Source organism: Pseudoglutamicibacter albus, from assembly GCF_031458175.1.
Lineage (GTDB): Bacteria > Actinomycetota > Actinomycetes > Actinomycetales > Micrococcaceae > Pseudoglutamicibacter > Pseudoglutamicibacter albus.
On the sequence record NZ_JAVDXX010000001.1, the window covers coordinates 586,636 to 603,735 of the forward strand.

At 61.0% G+C, this 17,100-nt stretch carries 15 protein-coding genes; 13 read left to right on the forward strand and 2 right to left on the reverse strand.

Features of this window, described 5'->3' with window-relative positions; translation table 11 throughout:
- The first annotated feature begins 86 nt into the window (after positions 1-86).
- The 5 genes from J2S67_RS02535 (at position 87) to pheT (ending at position 6,739) form a co-directional block, all read left to right on the forward strand.
- Positions 87-779 carry a hypothetical protein gene (locus J2S67_RS02535; protein WP_310246007.1) on the forward strand — a complete coding sequence of 231 codons (693 nt, stop codon included), beginning with the start codon at positions 87-89 and terminating at the stop codon, positions 777-779.
- A gap of 378 nt (positions 780-1,157) precedes the next feature.
- The gene (locus J2S67_RS02540; protein ID WP_310246010.1) at positions 1,158-2,006 is read left to right on the forward strand and encodes a hypothetical protein; all 849 of its coding nucleotides are present in this window, start codon (positions 1,158-1,160) and stop codon (positions 2,004-2,006) included.
- Positions 2,007-2,230: 224 nt separating this feature from the next.
- Positions 2,231-3,052 (forward strand): hypothetical protein, encoded by an 822-nt coding sequence (locus tag J2S67_RS02545; RefSeq protein ID WP_070507845.1) that lies wholly within the window; start codon positions 2,231-2,233, stop codon positions 3,050-3,052.
- 42 nt (positions 3,053-3,094) lie between these two features.
- Positions 3,095-4,189 carry a phenylalanine--tRNA ligase subunit alpha gene (pheS, locus tag J2S67_RS02550; RefSeq protein ID WP_070507847.1) on the forward strand — a complete coding sequence of 365 codons (1,095 nt, stop codon included), beginning with the start codon at positions 3,095-3,097 and terminating at the stop codon, positions 4,187-4,189.
- A 3-nt stretch (positions 4,190-4,192) separates the two neighbouring features.
- The gene (gene pheT, locus J2S67_RS02555) at positions 4,193-6,739 is read left to right on the forward strand and encodes a phenylalanine--tRNA ligase subunit beta (RefSeq protein ID WP_310246014.1); all 2,547 of its coding nucleotides are present in this window, start codon (positions 4,193-4,195) and stop codon (positions 6,737-6,739) included.
- Positions 6,740-6,868: 129 nt separating this feature from the next.
- Here the strand turns inward: pheT and J2S67_RS02560 are convergent, their stop codons facing one another.
- Positions 6,869-7,834 carry a quinone oxidoreductase family protein gene (locus J2S67_RS02560; RefSeq protein ID WP_310246017.1) on the reverse strand — a complete coding sequence of 322 codons (966 nt, stop codon included), beginning with the start codon at positions 7,832-7,834 and terminating at the stop codon, positions 6,869-6,871.
- Between the two features lie 155 nt (positions 7,835-7,989).
- Between J2S67_RS02560 and argC the strand changes: the two genes are divergently transcribed.
- The 6 genes from argC to argR all read left to right on the forward strand — a co-directional run bounded on the left by argC (position 7,990) and on the right by argR (position 14,232).
- Complete coding sequence (gene argC, locus J2S67_RS02565; protein WP_310246019.1) at positions 7,990-9,021, forward strand: N-acetyl-gamma-glutamyl-phosphate reductase; 1,032 nt, start codon at positions 7,990-7,992, stop codon at positions 9,019-9,021.
- The gene (gene argJ / locus J2S67_RS02570) at positions 9,021-10,244 is read left to right on the forward strand and encodes a bifunctional glutamate N-acetyltransferase/amino-acid acetyltransferase ArgJ (protein WP_310246022.1); all 1,224 of its coding nucleotides are present in this window, start codon (positions 9,021-9,023) and stop codon (positions 10,242-10,244) included. The genes argC and argJ overlap by 1 nt, the downstream gene beginning before the upstream one ends.
- A 126-nt stretch (positions 10,245-10,370) precedes the next feature.
- Positions 10,371-11,297 (forward strand): acetylglutamate kinase, encoded by a 927-nt coding sequence (argB, locus tag J2S67_RS02575; RefSeq protein WP_310248677.1) that lies wholly within the window; start codon positions 10,371-10,373, stop codon positions 11,295-11,297.
- Between the two features lie 48 nt (positions 11,298-11,345).
- Complete coding sequence (locus J2S67_RS02580; protein WP_377650330.1) at positions 11,346-12,662, forward strand: acetylornithine transaminase; 1,317 nt, start codon at positions 11,346-11,348, stop codon at positions 12,660-12,662.
- Positions 12,659-13,630, forward strand: a complete 972-nt coding sequence (argF, locus tag J2S67_RS02585; RefSeq protein ID WP_310246025.1) for an ornithine carbamoyltransferase — start codon at positions 12,659-12,661, stop codon at positions 13,628-13,630. The genes J2S67_RS02580 and argF overlap by 4 nt, the downstream gene beginning before the upstream one ends.
- Positions 13,627-14,232 (forward strand): arginine repressor, encoded by a 606-nt coding sequence (argR, locus tag J2S67_RS02590; RefSeq protein WP_310246027.1) that lies wholly within the window; start codon positions 13,627-13,629, stop codon positions 14,230-14,232. The genes argF and argR overlap by 4 nt, the downstream gene beginning before the upstream one ends.
- A 42-nt stretch (positions 14,233-14,274) precedes the next feature.
- On the opposite strand, the gene J2S67_RS02595 is transcribed toward argR, so the two are convergent.
- Positions 14,275-14,853, reverse strand: coding sequence for an ankyrin repeat domain-containing protein (locus tag J2S67_RS02595; RefSeq protein ID WP_310246029.1), 579 nt, complete (start codon positions 14,851-14,853; stop codon positions 14,275-14,277).
- Positions 14,854-14,975: 122 nt separating this feature from the next.
- Here J2S67_RS02595 and argH point away from each other — a divergent pair, with 122 nt between their 5' ends.
- Complete coding sequence (argH, locus tag J2S67_RS02600; protein ID WP_310246032.1) at positions 14,976-16,448, forward strand: argininosuccinate lyase; 1,473 nt, start codon at positions 14,976-14,978, stop codon at positions 16,446-16,448.
- A gap of 43 nt (positions 16,449-16,491) precedes the next feature.
- Positions 16,492-17,100: an adenine phosphoribosyltransferase gene (locus tag J2S67_RS02605; RefSeq protein WP_310246035.1), complete on the forward strand. Its 609-nt coding sequence runs from the start codon at positions 16,492-16,494 to the stop codon at positions 17,098-17,100.

The window sequence follows — 17,100 nt, forward strand, 5'->3', positions numbered from 1 at the left end:
TCCCTCTAGGGCCGTTTCAGGTTGCAGACGCTGAGATATGCAGCTCTGCAACCTTCGGCCTTGGCCATCGAGTGAAGCAGGAGATCATGAAGTTCACTAAGTCTTTGAGTGCAGTGACCGCAGTACTTTTCGCTGGTTCTTTAGCGTTGACCGGCTGCTCTACGGAGGGGGCTGAGAAGACGCAGGAGAAGCCGACCGTTGATAAGAACATATATAACGTTGAAGTGGAAGCTCCAGACGGTGCGAAGAAGCCCCTTGTGGCGAATGTTAGGTCCAAGGTCGAGGTCACGGACGAGACCATCGAGAAAGAAGCCAAAAAACATCCGAAGGATGACATCAAGGATGCTAAAGGCACACTTAAGAAACAGATAAAAGCCCTGCCTCAGGTCATCGGTGTGAGTGAGGACCAGGTCCGGCTCACTTCAGAGTCCCACAACGTGGCCTACGTTGAAGTGGACCGGGTCCCGATGGACAAACTCTACAAAATGTTGAGGATCAAGGCTTCCCATACCGATAAGGGAACATACCGGGTGGAGATTCGTCCGATGCTTCTGGAACCCGTGGCGGAAGGAAACGTTAGGGATGAGGTGAACGTGACCCTGCCGGAGCCGATCGAGAAAGCGAACATTAGCGGGAAGGTTGACGGGAACACGGTGACGTGGACGAGCGATAACTATGCCGAGGCAATGGAGGGTATAGAAATCGTACCAGGCGAAATGTTCGATACCGACGGGAAATCCCTCATCGCTGAAACCCGTCCAACAAACACGGATAAGTAGACACCGGCCTGACTTTCGCTGGGTGTGGGGTGAGTGCGTTGTGCGCACTCACCCCTTGGCGTTGCAGTGGCGGTGCATCCGCGGCAACCGCAACGCCAGAGCTTCCCATGCTCACACCATCATTAGAACATATATTCGAATCACTGTCACGCTGAGAATTACTGTCACTTTGAACGAAACGCTGTCACCGCAAAGAAAGGTGCGGGCACCTTCACAGTCGGGGTCATCCTTACGGTGGACCTACTGCTCTGTGCTTTCTGCAAACATGAAGGCATCAACGAGGCTATAAGCCGTCCCCCCTATGGCCTTTCGGGCATGGATGCTGAGGTGTTCAGCTCTGTAGCGTTCCGCCCCCGCCGTCAAACGAAGTAGGAGATCATGAGGTTCACCAAGTCTTTCCGTGCCGTGACCGCGGCGCTTTTCGCTGGCGCTTTAGCTTTGACCGGCTGTTCCGCAGGGAGTGCTGAGAAAACGCAGGAGAAGCCGACCGCTAATAAGTACACGGAGAACATCCAAATCGAAGCTCCAGACGGTGTGGATGGACCCCTTATCGCGAATGTTAGGTCGAAGACCGAGCTCACGGATGAGCTCCTCGAGGAACTGGGTAAGGAGCATGGCGTAGACAATCCGGACACTAAACGCACGCTTGAAGATGAGGTGACAACCTGGCCTGAGGACCTCGGCGTGAGAGAAGATCAGGTCCGTCTCATCGGCGAGTCTCATAATGTGGCCTTCATTGAGGTAGATGGGCTCTCGATGGAAGGGCTCTACGACATGTTCAGGGCCAAGGTTACCTATACCGATAAGGGAACATACCTCGTGGAGATTCGTCCAATGCTTGTGGCTCCGGAAGAGGAACTTAACCTTACGACAGAGGTGAGCGTTACCGTGCCGGAGCCGATCGCGGAAGCGAACGTTAGCGGGAGAGTCAACGGGAACACGGTGACGTGGTCGAGCGATAACTTCGCCGAGGCAATGGAGGGCGTCGAGATTCAACCGATGATGAACGAAGCCGACGGGAAAACGCTCACCGCTGAAACCCGTCCCGCAACCACGGTTGATCAGACACCGATCTGGCTCTCAGCTGTGATCTTCGTGCTCGGTGTCATCGCGGCCGCTCTGATGGTTGCTCTGGCCGTCACTCCAAGAAAGAAAGCATCGAAGCCGGACACCGGAGCGGACACCGGAGCGGACACCGGGGCCGATGCCGCTGAGGGCAACGCATAAGCGAGGACGTGACCCGTTTGCGCCCGTTTCTATCCGTCCTACTTCCCGTTCGCGGCACCTTCTCTTGAAGCAGTGGCGGGGGACTTGCCGCAATGTGCTTTCTGTAAACATGGCGGCACCAATTAGGCTATATATGGCCGTCCCCTATGGAGCTGCCTGGCTGTGGCCTTGAAGCGCCTAGCCATGCAGTGTCCAGTCTCAGCCGTCGTACAAAGTAGGAGATTATGAAGTTCACCAAATCTTTCCGTGCAATGACCGCGGCACTTTTCGCTGGCGCTATGGTGCTGACTGGTTGCTCTGCCGGAGGTGATGGCGCATCGAATGCAAAGCCTGAGGTGAATAAATTCACGTACGATGTCGAGCTCGAGGCTGACGTCCGGACTCCGGAGAAGCTCGAGGGGAACGTCGATGTGCAGCTTGAGCTGACCGAAAAGATGCTGCAGGAACAGCGCAAGGCGGGCGGGGACGATAAGTTCTCGGCTAAAGCCCAGCTCGAGGGGGTCAAGCAGGTGCTGGCTTCACGGGTCGGCATTGATGAGAAGAAACTGAAGGTCGTCGAGAAATCGGAGCAGGACGCGCATCTGATCGCAGAAGACCTCACGATGCAAGAAGTCACCGATCTCGTCGCGGTTCAGGCCGAGTACACCAGTGATGGAACATATCTCGCGCAGGTGTATCCGATGGTTATTGCCGGCAACCAGCAGCAGGGCACCGTTGCAGAGCTCAACTTGACTCTGCCAGCGGCGATCACTGAGGCGAATACCGGTGGCCAGATTAGCGGCAACACTGCCACATGGACTACCGAGAACCTTGAAGAAGCTGTCAAGGCGAATGAGGCTCCGGAGTTTCTCACCGCTGAAACCCGTCCCGCAACCACGGTTGATCAGACACCGATCTGGCTTTCAGTTGTGATCTTCGTGCTGGGCGTTATCGCGGCCGCTCTGATGGTTGCTCTGGCCGTCATTCCAAGCAAGAAGACGTCTAAGTCGTCAAATACCGCGAAGCCAAACACCGCGGGCACCGATGCTGCCGAGGGGAACGCGTAAGCGTCGCCACTTCTTTCGTATAGATAGGACTGACTAACATCCATGGAGAAAGAAACTGCTGTGCCAGAGTCTCCAGCGCAGGTAGCTACAGAGATTCCGCCGGTTCCGCATCCGACTGATGAAGCCGCCGTTGAGGCTGTTGTTGCGGCCGCGTTGACGGCGTTCGAGAAGGCAAGCGATCTTGACGAGCTGAAAGCCGCACGCCTGGCTCACCTGGGTGACAAAGCGCCGATCACGCTCGCTAACCGCGGCATCGGCAAGCTTGAAAATAAGGACAAGGCAACCGCCGGTAAGCTGCTCGGTGGCGCCAAGGGCCGCATCAATAAGGCGTTGGCGGCACGCACCGAGGTTCTTGAAGCGGAGCGTGCGGCCCGTCGTTTGCGTGAAGAGACCGTGGATGTCACGGCTCAGCCGCGCCGCACCGTCTTAGGTGCACGCCACCCGCTCTCGCTTCTGCAGGAGCGCGTTTCAGACGTGTTCGTCGGCATGGGATGGGAGATCGCCGAGGGCCCCGAGGTTGAATCCGAGTGGTACAACTTCGATGCGCTGAACTTTGACCAGGACCACCCGGCACGCGAAATGCAGGACACGTTCTTCGTGGACCCGCCGTCCCAGCACCTGGTTTTGCGCACCCACACGTCGCCGGTTCAGGTGCGTTCGATGCTGGACCGCGACGTCCCGATCTATGTCTTGTGTCCGGGCCGCACGTTCCGCACCGATGAGCTGGACGCGACTCACACCCCGGTTTTCCACCAGTTTGAGGGTCTCGCAGTGGATCAAGGCCTCACTATGGCGGACCTCAAAGGCACGCTCGAGCACTTCGCACGCCAGATGTTCGGCGTGGAAGCGAAGATCCGTTTGCGTCCGTCCTACTTCCCGTTCACGGAGCCATCCGCTGAGCTGGATATTTGGCATCCGAACGCTAAGGGCGGCCCGCAGTGGATCGAATGGGGCGGCTGCGGCATGGTGCACCCGAACGTTCTGCGTTCCGGCGGCATCGACCCGGACGTGTACTCGGGGTTCGCGTTCGGTATGGGTGTTGAACGCACCCTGATGTTCCGCAACATGGTCCCTGACATGCACGACATGATCGAGGGCGATATCCGCTTCAGCCAGCACTTCGGGATGGAGATCTAAGCAATGCGTATTCCACTTTCTTGGTTGCGTGAGTTCACCGAACTGCCTGAGGGTGCTCGCGCGGAAGACCTCATGAACGATGTGGTCCGTGTGGGCCTTGAGGAAGAGGCCGTTCACCGTCCCCTCGATGAGCTGACCGGCCCGATCGTGGTTGGCCAGGTACTCAGCCGTGAACCGGAGGAACAGAAGAACGGTAAGACGATCAACTGGTGCTCTGTGCGTGTTGTGCCGGAAGGTCAGGAGCAGACGTTGACGGGCGAAGGCATCGATCCGTCCGGTGTTCAGGGGATCGTGTGTGGCGCCCACAACTTCGATGTGGGGGACAAGGTCGTCGTGACCTTGCCTGGCGCTGTGCTGCCAGGGGATTTCCGCATCAGCCCGCGCAAGACCTACGGTCACGTTTCGGCCGGCATGATGGCTTCGGCTCGCGAGCTCGGCTTGGGCGATGACCACGACGGCATCCTCGTGTTCTCAGACCTCGGCCTGGACCCGGAGATCGGCCAGGACGCGCTTCCGTTGCTCGGCTTCACGGATGAAGCCGCTGAAATCAACGTGACCCCGGACCGCGGCTACTGCTTCTCGATCCGCGGCGTAGCCCGCGAATACGCGTTGGCCACCGGCACATCGTTCACCGACCCGGCATCCAAGGTCACCGTGGCCGCGCCGACCGAGGCCGAAGTTGAGACCCGCATCGAGGATCAAGCGCCGATCCGCGGCGTCCAGGGCTGCACGCGCTTCGTGACCCGCGTCGTCACCGACATCGACCCGGAAGCGACCACCCCAAGCTGGATGGCTGAGCGTTTGCGCCTTGCGGGCATGCGTCCGGTCTCGCTTCCGGTGGACATATCCAACTACGTCATGTGGGAGCTCGGGCAGCCGACCCACTGCTACGACCGCGATAAGCTCACCGGCGGCATCACAGTGCGCCGCGCCGAGGCAGGCGAGAAGCTCGTGACGCTGGATGAGAAGGAACGCGAACTCAACCCTGAGGACCTCGTGATCGCGGACGAATCCGGGGCGATCGGCATCGCCGGCGTCATGGGTGGCGCCTCCACCGAGGTCTCGGATGAGACCCGCACGATCGTGATTGAGGCAGCGAACTTCGACCCCGTCAGCACGGGTCGCAGCCGTCGCCGCCACAAGCTGCCGTCCGAGGCCGCTAAGCGCAACGAGCGCGGCGTGGACTGGGACATGGCCTCCGTGGCCGCCCAGCGCGTCGTGGACCTGCTGGTCGAGCTCGCGGGCGGCCGCGACACCGGCAAGGGCGCAGACGTGGGCGAACGCCCAGAGCCAACGCTCATCCACGTTCCGGCGCACTACCCGGCCGAGCGCGTCGGCATCGAATACACCGAGGAACAAATCGTATCCGCGCTCGAAGGTGTTGGCTGCGAACTCAACCGCACCGATGAAGGCGGGGACGTCACCGTTCCGCTGTGGCGTCCAGACATGACCATCGCTGATGACGTCGTCGAAGAGATCGCGCGCGTGGTCGGCTACGAAAACATCCCTTCCTCAATCCCGGTTCCACCGCCAGGCCGTGGGCTGACCGTGGCTCAACGCAGCCGCCGCCGCATCAGCGATGCGCTCGCCGGCGCCGGCATGACCGAGGTGCTCGCGTACCCGTTCGTGTCCCAGGCTCAGAACGCGGCGTTCGGTTCCACTGAAGCCGACGCCGAGGTTGAGGCTGTGCGCCTCGCCAACCCGGTGTCTTCCGAATACGGCTGGATGCGCTTGTCGCTTCTGTCGGGGCTCATCGAGATCGCGCGCCGCAATAACGGCCGCGGCTTCCGTGACCTCGCACTCTTCGAAGGTGGGCTTGTGTTCTTGCCTGCCGAGATGCAGGGCCCGGTCGAGTTGCCTGCGGGCGGGGAGCGCCCATCGGCGGATGTGCTCGCGGAGCTGAACGCGACCGTCCCTGTTCAGCCGTGGCACATCGCTGCTGTCATGGTCGGTAAGGCCTCCCGCGCGGTTCTCGGCGAGACCGAACGCGCGTGGGACTGGGCGGACGCAATCGATGCCGCGCGCCTCGTCGCTGACACGTTGGGTGTTGAGCTCGTGGTCCGCCAGGGCAGCCACCACTCGTTCCACCCGGGCCGTGCCGCGCGTCTTGAGACGAAGGACGGCCAGCTCGTGGGCTGGGCCGGGGAACTTCACCCTGACTGGTTGGCCTCCCAAGACCTGCCGGAACGCATGGTCGCGATGGAACTGGACGCCGAGGCGTTGATCAACCGGATGCCGGAGGCCGTGATCGCTGAGCCGCTCACGACGTTCCCTGCAGCGACGCAGGATGTCGCGTTGACCTTGGCGGCGGATATCCCTGCCACCGATGTCCTCGAGACGTTGCGTGAGGGTGCCGGCGAGCTGCTGGAGCACATCGAACTGTTCGATGACTACCGCGGCAAGGGCATCGAAGAAGGCCAGAAGTCGCTCGCGTTCGGTATGCGTTTCCGCGCCGCTGACAGGACGCTGACAGCCGACGAGGCCTCCGAAGCCCGCCAAGCGGCAGTGCAGCTGGCGGCCGAGAAGTACGGGGCCCAACTGCGCGGCTAGCGTGCCGAACGGCTAGTGAAGTAAGTAGCTAATTCAGCGTGTAGCTAATGCAGCGAACAGAGCTGAGGGGCGGTGCCGTGTGGCGCCGCCCCTCACGTGTCTGTATTGGTTCAGTACGTTTGCGTTGGATTAGATGGTGAGCACGAGTTTGCCGGTTGTCTTGCCGCTTTCGAGGTCGGCGTGGGCTTGGGCGGCGTCGGCGAGGTCGTAGGTGCCTCCGATGCTGACCTCGAGTTCACCGTCGGCGAGCATCCCGAATACGTCGCTGGCCCGCCACTGGAGCTCTTCGGTGGTGAGGCAGTAGTGAGCCAGTGACGGCCGGCAAACGCTGATCGAGCCTTGGGCGTTCAGACGTTGTAGGTCGAAGGGTGGAACCTGTCCGGATGCGCCTCCGAAGAGCACGAGCATCCCGCGGGTCCGCAGGCTTGCCAGTGAGTTGTCAAACGTGTCTTTCCCGACGCCGTCGTAGGCGACATCCACGCCGCGGCCGTCGGTAATCTCCAGGACCTTCTCTGGCACTTCATCGTATTTCAGCACGTAGTCCGCGCCCTTGGATTTCGCGATCGCGGCTTTCTCGTCACTGGAGGTTGTGGTGATCACGGTCGCGCCCTTGGCTTTGAGCATCTGCGTCATGAGCCCACCCACACCGCCAGCGCCAGCGGTCGTGAGAACCACATCGCCGTCTTGGACGTTATAGGTCGAGTTGATGAGGTAGTGGCTCGTGAAGCCCTGCAACGGCAACGCTGCCGCGGTCGTGAGGTCGAGCCCGTCCGGGATGCGCGCGAGCTTGTTCTCATCAACGAGCATGTATTCGGAATAAGACCCCCGCCCACCTGCGGTCGCGACAGCATCCCCAACCGAGAAGTTAGTCACACCCGACCCTACCGCGGCCACGGTCCCGGCACCCTCGCTGCCGGGAATGAACGGCAGGTCCACGGAATAGACGCCGCTGCGCTGATACGTCTCGATGAAGTTCACGCCTGCGGCAGCGACCTTGACCAGAACCTGGTTTTCGCCTGGCTCGGGAACCTCGATGTCGGTGAGGGCGAGGACCTCGGGGCCTCCGGTGTGTTTCATCTGGATCGCGCGGGCCATGCTGGCCTCCTTTGCATATTTTTTGATTCGAGATTCTCGCGCTCTGATAGAACGCAACTCAACGCTTATAGCGGGGTGGAGGTAGGGATCATTCCCGGCCCGTCATCATTGCATAACTATTCGTTGGAGTGAATATGGCGGCGTATCATGTGCTTATGACGTATTCGGTAGCGGTTTCTGGAGCCACAGGTTACGCCGGCGGCGAGGTTTTGCGCCTGCTCACCCAACATCCACATGTCAGCATTGGCGCAGTCACGGCGCATTCGAGCGCAGGGGAGCGGTTGGGTGTTTCGCAGCCGCACTTGCGTTCGTTGGTAGAGAGGGTGGTTGAACCCACGAACGCTGAAACCCTCGCAGGCCACGATGTGGTGTTCCTAGCGTTGCCGCACGGAGCTTCCGCCGAGATCGCTGAGCAGCTTGGCGAGGACGTGTTAGTGATCGATGCGGCAGCGGATCACCGTCTCGAAGACCCAGTTGCCTGGGAAAAGTTCTATGGAAGTGAACATGCTGGCTCGTGGCCGTATGGCCTGCCTGAGCTACCAGGGCATCGCGAGAAGCTTCGCGGCACCAAACGCATCGCGGTACCTGGATGCTATCCGACCTCAGCGCAGCTGGCACTCGCCCCGGGGATGGCGGCGAGGCTCCTAGAACCGCAGGATGTTGTCATTGTTGCGGCCTCCGGCACCTCAGGTGCCGGCAAGTCCCTCAAACCGCATCTGCTGGGTGCGGAGACGATGGGCGGGATGAGCCCGTACGGCGTCGGTGGGATGCATCGACACACCCCGGAGATCGAACAGGGCCTGAGCGCGCTAGCCGGTGAACCTGTCCAGATTTCTTTCACACCAACGCTGGCCCCGATGCCGCGTGGAATCCTCACCACGGCCACCGCCCGCGTCAAGCCCGGGGTGAGCGCAGAGCAACTGCGTGAGGCGTGGGTGAACATGTACCAAAACGAGCGGTTTGTGCATGTTCTGCCTGAAGGTCAGTGGCCGCACACCAAAAACGTTGCAGGCTCGAACCATGTTGAGATGCAACTGGCCTTCGATGCGCACGCCGGCCGCGTCATCGTGACCGCGGTGGTGGACAACCTGACCAAGGGGACCGCAGGGGGTGCGGTTCAGTCGATGAACCTTGCGCTCGGCTTGGAAGAACATGCTGGTTTGCAGCAGGAAGGTATGGCTCCGTAATGAGCAAACATGTCAGCGTTGAACCGCTTCCGGAATACACCTCAGCAGATGCCGCCCGCGAGCTCGCGGGCGTGACGGCCGCGAAGGGTTTCCGGGCCTCGGGCGTCACCGCAGGTTTGAAGCCTTCAGGTAAGCCAGATGTTGCGTTGGTTGTCAATGACGGCCCGGACTATGTAGCCGCGGGCGTGTTCACGACTAACCGCGTGTGCGCGGCCCCGGTGCGTGTTTCGCGTGCCGCGCTGGAACGCAACCGTTCTGCGCACGCGATGGTTTTGAACTCGGGTGGCGCGAACGCGTGCACTGGTCAGCAGGGGCTCGCGGATGCGTTGGCTACCCGCCAGCACGTCTCGGACCTGTTGGGTTGTGAGCCTGACCAGGTTCAGGTCGCCTCCACCGGCATGATCGGTGTCCTGCTCCCGATGGATACCTTGTTAGCCGGCACGGATGAGGCGTTCAAGCAGCTATCGGTTGATGGTGGGGCGGATGCGGCCCACGCGATCATGACCACCGACACCGTCGCCAAGCAGGCTCAGGTGACTGCCGAGGCCGGCTACACGATCGGCGGGATGGCCAAGGGCGCCGGGATGTTGGCGCCGGGACTCGCGACGATGCTCGTGTGCATCACAACCGATGCGGTGATCGAGCAGCACAGGCTTGAAGCCGCACTGCAGCAAGCTGTCGAAGTGTCCTTCAACCGGGCTGACTCGGATGGTTGCATGTCCACGAATGACACCGTGCTGATCATGAGCTCAGGCGCATCCGGTGTCAAGGCGGATGAGGAATTCGAGCAGTTGCTCGCATCCCTCTGCGTAGACCTTGCACGCCAGCTGCTCAGCGACGCGGAAGGCGCAAGCCACGACATCGCTGTCACAACCATCAACGCAGCCTCCGAGGCCGACGCACTCGAAGTCTCCCGTGCCGTGGCCCGCTCCAACCTCTTCAAGACCGCGATCTTCGGCAACGACCCGAACTGGGGCCGCGTGGTCTCCGAGGTCGGCACCACACAAGCCGCCTTCGAACCCGAGAGCCTCAGCGTGGCCATGAACGGCGTCTGGGTTGCCCGCAACGGCGGGGTAGGGGACTCCCGCGAGCTCGTGGACCTATCAGCCCAACGCGACGTGCACGTCGAAATCGACCTGCACGCAGGTGAGGCAACAGCGACGATCTGGACCAACGACCTCACCCACGACTACGTCGAAGAAAACTCCGCGTACTCAACCTGAGCTCACCGCACCCGTCGCTACCGCCACCTCAACCGATAAGGAAACCTCGTGAGCAACCCAGATCCCGGCCCACAAGACCCAGCCCAACAGAACCCGGCACCGCAGACGTCGTCGATCAAGACACCGATCAATCAGCGTTCCCAAGCGGAACGGCTCGCGCTCGCCGCCCGCAAAGCGGAGGCGCTGGTTGAGGCTCTGCCGTGGATTCAGCGTTTCGCTGGGACGCGCATGGTCATCAAGTACGGCGGCAACGCGATGATCAATGACCAGTTGCGGGAAGCGTTCGCTCAAGACATCGTGTTTCTGCATCACATGGGTGTTCATCCGGTCGTGGTTCATGGGGGTGGGCCGCAGATCAACGCGATGCTGGATCGTCTGGGTGTCGAGTCTAAGTTCCGTGGCGGGCTGCGCGTCACGACCTCGGAGACCATGGATATTGTGCGGATGGTCTTGACAGGGCAGGTGGGCCGCGAGCTGGTGGGTTTGATCAACTCGCATGGACGGTATGCGGTGGGGCTTTCGGGCGAGGACGGTCAGCTGTTGCGTGCCAGCCGCCGCGGCACGGTGGTGGATGGTCATGAGGTCGATTTGGGGCTCGTAGGGGAAGTGACTGGTGTTGATCCGAGCGCTGTCGAGGACCTGATCGATGCTGGCCGTATCCCGGTGATCTCAACGGTCGCCCCGGAGATCGATGCGTGGGGCCAGCCAACGGGCGAGGTCCTCAATGTGAATGCCGATACGGCCGCCGCGGCTCTTGCTGGCGCGTTGGGTGCCTCCAAGCTCGTGATCCTCACGGACGTTGAGGGGCTATACGCGAATTGGCCGGATAAGGATTCGCTGATTTCTTCGCTAACCGTCAGCGAGTTGGTTGAACTGTTGCCTTCGCTGGAGTCGGGGATGATCCCTAAGATGACGGCGTGTTTGGCGGCGATCGAGGCTGGGGTGTCTCGCGCTCACATCGTGGATGGGCGGAAACCGCACAGCATGATGTTGGAGATTTTCACGTCCGCTGGTGTTGGTACGCAGGTGGTTCCGAACGGTGAGGAGGCCTGAAACGTGAGTATTGAAGATTACGATGCGGTAGCGCAGTCAGCGTTGGCGCTGGCTCAGGAGGCGAGTGGCTCCCATAGCGCGGCTTCGGAGACGGGCGAGACCAATGAGAGCCTTTTGGGACGCTACAAGGAAAGCCTCATGGGTGTGTTCGGCACGCCGCAGCGCCCTCTGGTGCGCGGGCGGGGCTCGTACGTGTGGGATGCCGACGGTAATCAGTACTTGGATCTGTTGGCCGGTATCGCAGTGAACGCTTTGGGACACGGGCACCCTGATGTGGTGCGTGCCGTGTCTGAGCAGATCTCCACGTTGGGTCATGTCTCAAACTTCTTCACCTCTCCTACCCAGGTGGCGCTAGCCGAGAAGATCCTGAAATTGGCCCAAGCGTCTTCCGGTTCTGCCGTGTTTTTCACTAATTCGGGTACTGAATCCAATGAGGCGGCGTTCAAGCTGGCCCGCCGCAATGCCGGCACTGATGAGAAGCCGCGGACCCGCATCGTGGCTTTGAAGCAGGGTTTCCACGGCCGCACGATGGGTGCGTTGTCTATGACGTGGAAGCCGGCCTACCGTGCTCCGTTTGAGCCGCTGGTACCGGGCGTTGAGTGGATTGAGCCGGGTGATGTTGATGCGCTCACAGAGGCGGTGGATGAGACGGTTCAGGCCGTGATTGTTGAACCGATTCAGGGTGAGGCCGGGGTGCGTGAGCTTCCCGAGGGCTATCTTGAGGAGGTCCGTAGACTGACCCGTGAGCACGGGGCGTTGATGATTGTCGATGAGGTGCAGACCGGTATTGCTCGCACAGGCGAGTGGTTTGCTTCGCTATCGCGCGTCACTCCGGATGCGATGACGTTGGCTAAGGGCCTCGGTGGCGGTATGCCGTTGGGTGCGTTGGTCACGTTTGGTGAAGAGAATTCGAAGCGTTTGAGCGCAGGCCAGCACGGGACGACCTTTGGCGGTAACCCGGTCGCTACCGCGGCGGGGCTCGCGGTCCTTCAGGCTCTGGAGTCTGAAGGGATTGTGGGTCACGTCAAAGAAACGGGTGCATGGCTTGCCGAACAACTTGCGCAGTTACCTGAGGTGGAGTCTGTTCACGGTAAGGGTTTGCTGCTCGGTGTCGAGGTGGGCGAGGGGATCGCACCCCACATGGTCCGCGTCGGGCTTGATGCCGGTTTCATCATCAACGCAACCGGGCCATCGACGGTCCGCTTGGCTCCGCCGCTGAACATCTCCCGCGATGAGCTACAGACATTCCTTGAGGCGTTCCCGCAGATTCACGCTGAAGCACAGTTTCACGCTGAAGCCGCGAAAGCGCGCGAACAAGAAGGCACAGGTGAGGACGATACCCAGAAAGAAGGCCAGCAAGCATGAGTTCGGTACGTCACTTCTTGAAAGACACAGATCTGAGCCCTCAGGAACAGAACCGGGTTCTGGATATGGCTGAGCGCCTGAAAGCTCAGCGGTGGTCTCGTTCTCCGTTGGCGGGCCCGCAGACTGTCGCCGTGATTTTCGATAAGACCTCAACCCGTACGCGGCTCTCGTTCGCGACCGGGGTCGCTGACTTGGGCGGGCACGCGCTTATCATCAACCCGGGTGAGGCACAGATGGGGCATAAGGAAACCATTGAGGATTCGGCGAAGGTTTTCTCCCGCATGGTTGCTGCCGTTGTGTGGCGTACGTTCGCCCACGCGGACATCGAGGAGTTCGCGGCGCACGCGAGCATCCCGGTCGTGAACTCCCTGACCGATGACTACCATCCATGCCAGATCCTCGCTGACCTGCTGACCATCCGAGAACACAAAGGGAAAACCGCCGGCTTGAGCATCGCCTACCTTGGCGATGCCGCTAACAACATGGCGAACTCGTATCTTTTGGGGTGCGTGACCGCGGGTATGCACGTGCGGATCGCAGGTCCTGAAGGCTATCTTCCGGCCGCGGACGTTGTGGCGGAGGCGCAGAAACGCACGGAAGAAACCGGCGGCAGCGTAGTGGTGACAACTGATCCGGTCGAAGCGTTGAAAGACGCCGACGTGGTGGCCACGGACACCTGGATCTCGATGGGGCAGGAAGATGAGAAAGAGCAGCGGCTCAAGCTGTTCACCGACTACGCGGTCGATGATGCCGCGATGAGCCACGCTGCCGCGGACGCGATCGTGTTGCACTGTTTGCCGGCCTACCGCGGTTTCGAGATCTCCGAGTCGGTGATCGACGGGCCGCAGTCGGTGGTGTTCGATGAGGCAGAGAACCGTCTTCACGCCCAGAAGGCTCTCTTGACGTTCTTGCTGGATGAATCCGGCCTGGCGGCGGACGCACCGAACGGCAAGGAGGAAGCCCGATGAGCGAGTCGGCACATTCCTCCGCGGGCTCCGTACACAGTTCCTCGGGCTCCGCACACAGCTCAGCGGCGGGGCTGAAGACCCCAACCCAGTTGACCACCAAGACAGCCCGGCAGGCGCGTATCCGCGAGATCCTCAGTACCGCGTCGGTGGGTTCGCAGGCCGAGCTGGTCAACATTCTTGCTGACGAGGGTTTCCACGTCTCGCAAGGAACGCTCTCACGCGACCTTTTGGATGTTGGCGCTGTACGGGTGCGTGGGGCCAACGGTACGGGATACGTGTACCGTTTGTTGGCTGATGGTGAGGACCCCGCCGCGTTGAGCCGCCCACACGCGAGTGCTGCGGGGGAACCGGAAGCGTGGGGTGGCAAGCTCGCTCAGCTGTGCACCCAACTACTGGTCGCAGCTGATTCGAGCGCGAACATGGCGGTTCTCCACACCCCGCCAGGGGCCGCAAATTTCTTGGCGCAAGCGATCGACCGCGCCGCTATCCCTCTGATTCTGGGGACGGTGGCAGGCGACGACACGGTGTTAGTGATCACGCGTGACCCGCACGGCGGGGACGATGTGGCCCGCCGATTCCTCGAGATCGCAGGCGCGATATAGACGCGTCGGGTGCCTGATAGCTAGCCCGCTTGCGCTCGCCGACTACTCGGGTGAGCCCTCCAGCAGCGGTAGTAGCGCCGTTTGGTCGAAGGTTTTCGCGGCATCGACCGCGTTGGGTGTTCCCGCATCGGGCCGTGCTCCGCGTTCCAGAAGCGCGCGCACGAGTGGCTCGTCACCGCGGAACACGGCGCACGTGAGGGCTGACTGATTCGACTGATTGAGGTAGTTGACCTCGGCGCCGGCCTCGTCGATGAGCGCGAGCGCGAGCTCGCTTTGGCCTGAATAGGCGGCAAGGATCAAAAACGTGTCGCCGCGGCTGTTCTGGATTTCAGCCGGAATACCCTGCTTGACGTATTCGACCAGCAACATGTCGCCCTCACGGGCCATGTCGAAGAGCTTGTTGAGGAACTCGACCTGTTCATCACTCAATGCCGGCCCGGTGCCACCAACGTGTGGTGGCGCGGCGATTGCTGCTTCGAAGTCCGTTCCGGAGCGGCGGCGCGGATCAGCCGGGTGCAGGGGCTGTGCATTGCCTGGCTGCGCGTCGGTTGGCTGCGCATCGCCTGGCTGCGCGTCGCCTGCCTGCGCGTCGTTTTGGTGTGCATCGTGCGTTCCACTCATAGGCAACATCTTAACGAAGCCTGGGTGGCTCCGTGTCTTTGAACAGTCATAGACGGGGTGGCCATAGATAGAATGGACGGCGGTGCTTTGCGCCCGCAACCCGGCCTTTCAAGGAGTAATACATGACGGCAGAACAGAACGCAGCGCCTCACGGCACGAATGAGGGGTCGTTGTGGGGTGGTCGTTTCGCTGATGGCCCGTCGGAAGCGATGGCCGCGTTGAGTAAGTCAACGCATTTCGATTGGCGTTTGGCTCGCTATGACATTGCCGGTTCGAAGGCGCATGCGCACGTTCTGCACCGCGCGGGCCTGTTGAGTGATGATGAGCTCGATGGCATGCTCACTGGCCTTGAGAAGCTGGATGCGGACGTGGTTTCGGGCGCGTATCAGCCGGCTTTAAGCGATGAGGATGTTCACGGTTCCCTCGAGCGCGGCCTGATTGAGCGTACGGGCGCGGAACTGGGTGGGAAGTTGCGTGCGGGGCGTTCGCGTAACGATCAGATCGCAACGCAAGGCCGCATGTTTTTGCGTGATCACGCCCGTTTGATTGCTCGCGGGGTTGTGGATGTTATCGATGCGTTGATTCAGCAGGCGCAAGCGCATCCGTATGCGCCGATGCCGGGGCGTACGCATCTGCAGCATGCTCAGCCGATCTTGTTGAGCCATCATTTGTTGGCGCACGCGTGGGCTCTGTTGCGTAATGTTGAGCGTCTGCGTGACTGGGACGAGCGCGCTAATGTTTCGGCGTATGGTTCTGGGGCACTGGCGGGGAACACGTTGGGGTTGGACCCTAACCGGGTAGCCGCGGATCTAGGGTTCGCCTCCGCTACGTGGAACTCGTTGGATGGTACGGCTTCGCGTGATGTGTATGCGGAGTTCGCGTGGGTGTGCGCGATGATCGGCGTGGATTTATCGCGGATTTCTGAGGAGATCATTTTCTGGGCCACCAAGGAAGCGAATTTCGCTTATCTTGATGACCGTTATTCGACGGGTTCCTCGATTATGCCGCAGAAGAAGAACCCGGATATCGCTGAGTTAGCTCGCGGTAAGGCGGGCCGTCTGATCGGTGATCTGACGGGGTTGTTGGCTACGTTGAAGGCTCTTCCGCTCGCGTATAACCGTGATCTGCAGGAAGATAAGGAACCGGTTTTCGATGCCGCGGACACCCTAGAGATTCTGTTGCCTGCGGTTTCCGGGATGATCGCTACGTTGCGTTTCAATACGGAGCGGATGGCTGAGCTGGCTCCGCAGGGTTTCGCCCTGGCTACTGACATTGCCGAGTGGCTGGTCAAGCAGGGTGTCCCGTTCCGTGTGGCTCACGAGCTGTCCGGGCAAGCGGTGTCTCTGGCCGAGTCGAAGGATTGCGAGCTGTGGGATCTCACCGATGAAGACTATGCCGGTATATCGGAAGCGATGACCCCGCAGATGCGTGAGGTCTTGTCCACGCGCGGCTCGCTCGAGGCTCGTTCTGGTCAGGGTGGCACGGCTCCGGATGCGGTGGCACGCCAGTTGGAGGCCCTCATCAAGTCGGTGCATCAGGTGCGTCAGTATGCTGACGGGCCGTTGCATTCCGATTCGTTTGGTCCGCGTGCGTAGAGTTTTTCAAGGAGTACACCTGTTGATGTCGAAGGATGCTGTCATGAGTCAGCCAGCGCAGATGCGTGAGAGAACGCAAGCGGGGGATGCGGCTAGTGAGCCGCGCAAGCCGGTGGAAGAACCGGTAGGGGAATCTATTGAGCAGCTGCTGGATCGTTTGTGTGCGATCATCCCGGACCACCCCGAGCCTGGCATCACGTTCCGTGATTTGACCCCGGTTTTCGCTGATGCTGAAGGGCTGCATCGGGTAGTGGATGCGTTAGCTGAGCCGTTCGCTGGTCAGTTCGATGCGGTGGCTGGTTTGGAAGCGCGTGGGTTCTTGTTGGCGTCCGCGGTCGCGTATGCGGCGGGTGTGGGCCTGATGACGGTGCGTAAGGGCGGCAAGCTCCCGCGTGAGGTGTATTCGCGGGAATATCAGCTGGAGTACGGCACTGCCTCCCTTGAGGTTCACCGTGACGCTTTACCTAAGGGCGGCCGGGTCTTGTTAGTGGACGATGTGCTAGCCACCGGCGGCACCGCAGCTGCGGCTGCCTCTTTGGTTGAGCAGGTCGGCGGCACTGTTGCTGGTGTTGCTGTGGTCCTGGAGTTGGATGGTTTGGGTGGCCGCGAGAAACTCGATCCGTGGAAGGTGCACGCTCTGCAGCGCGTCTGA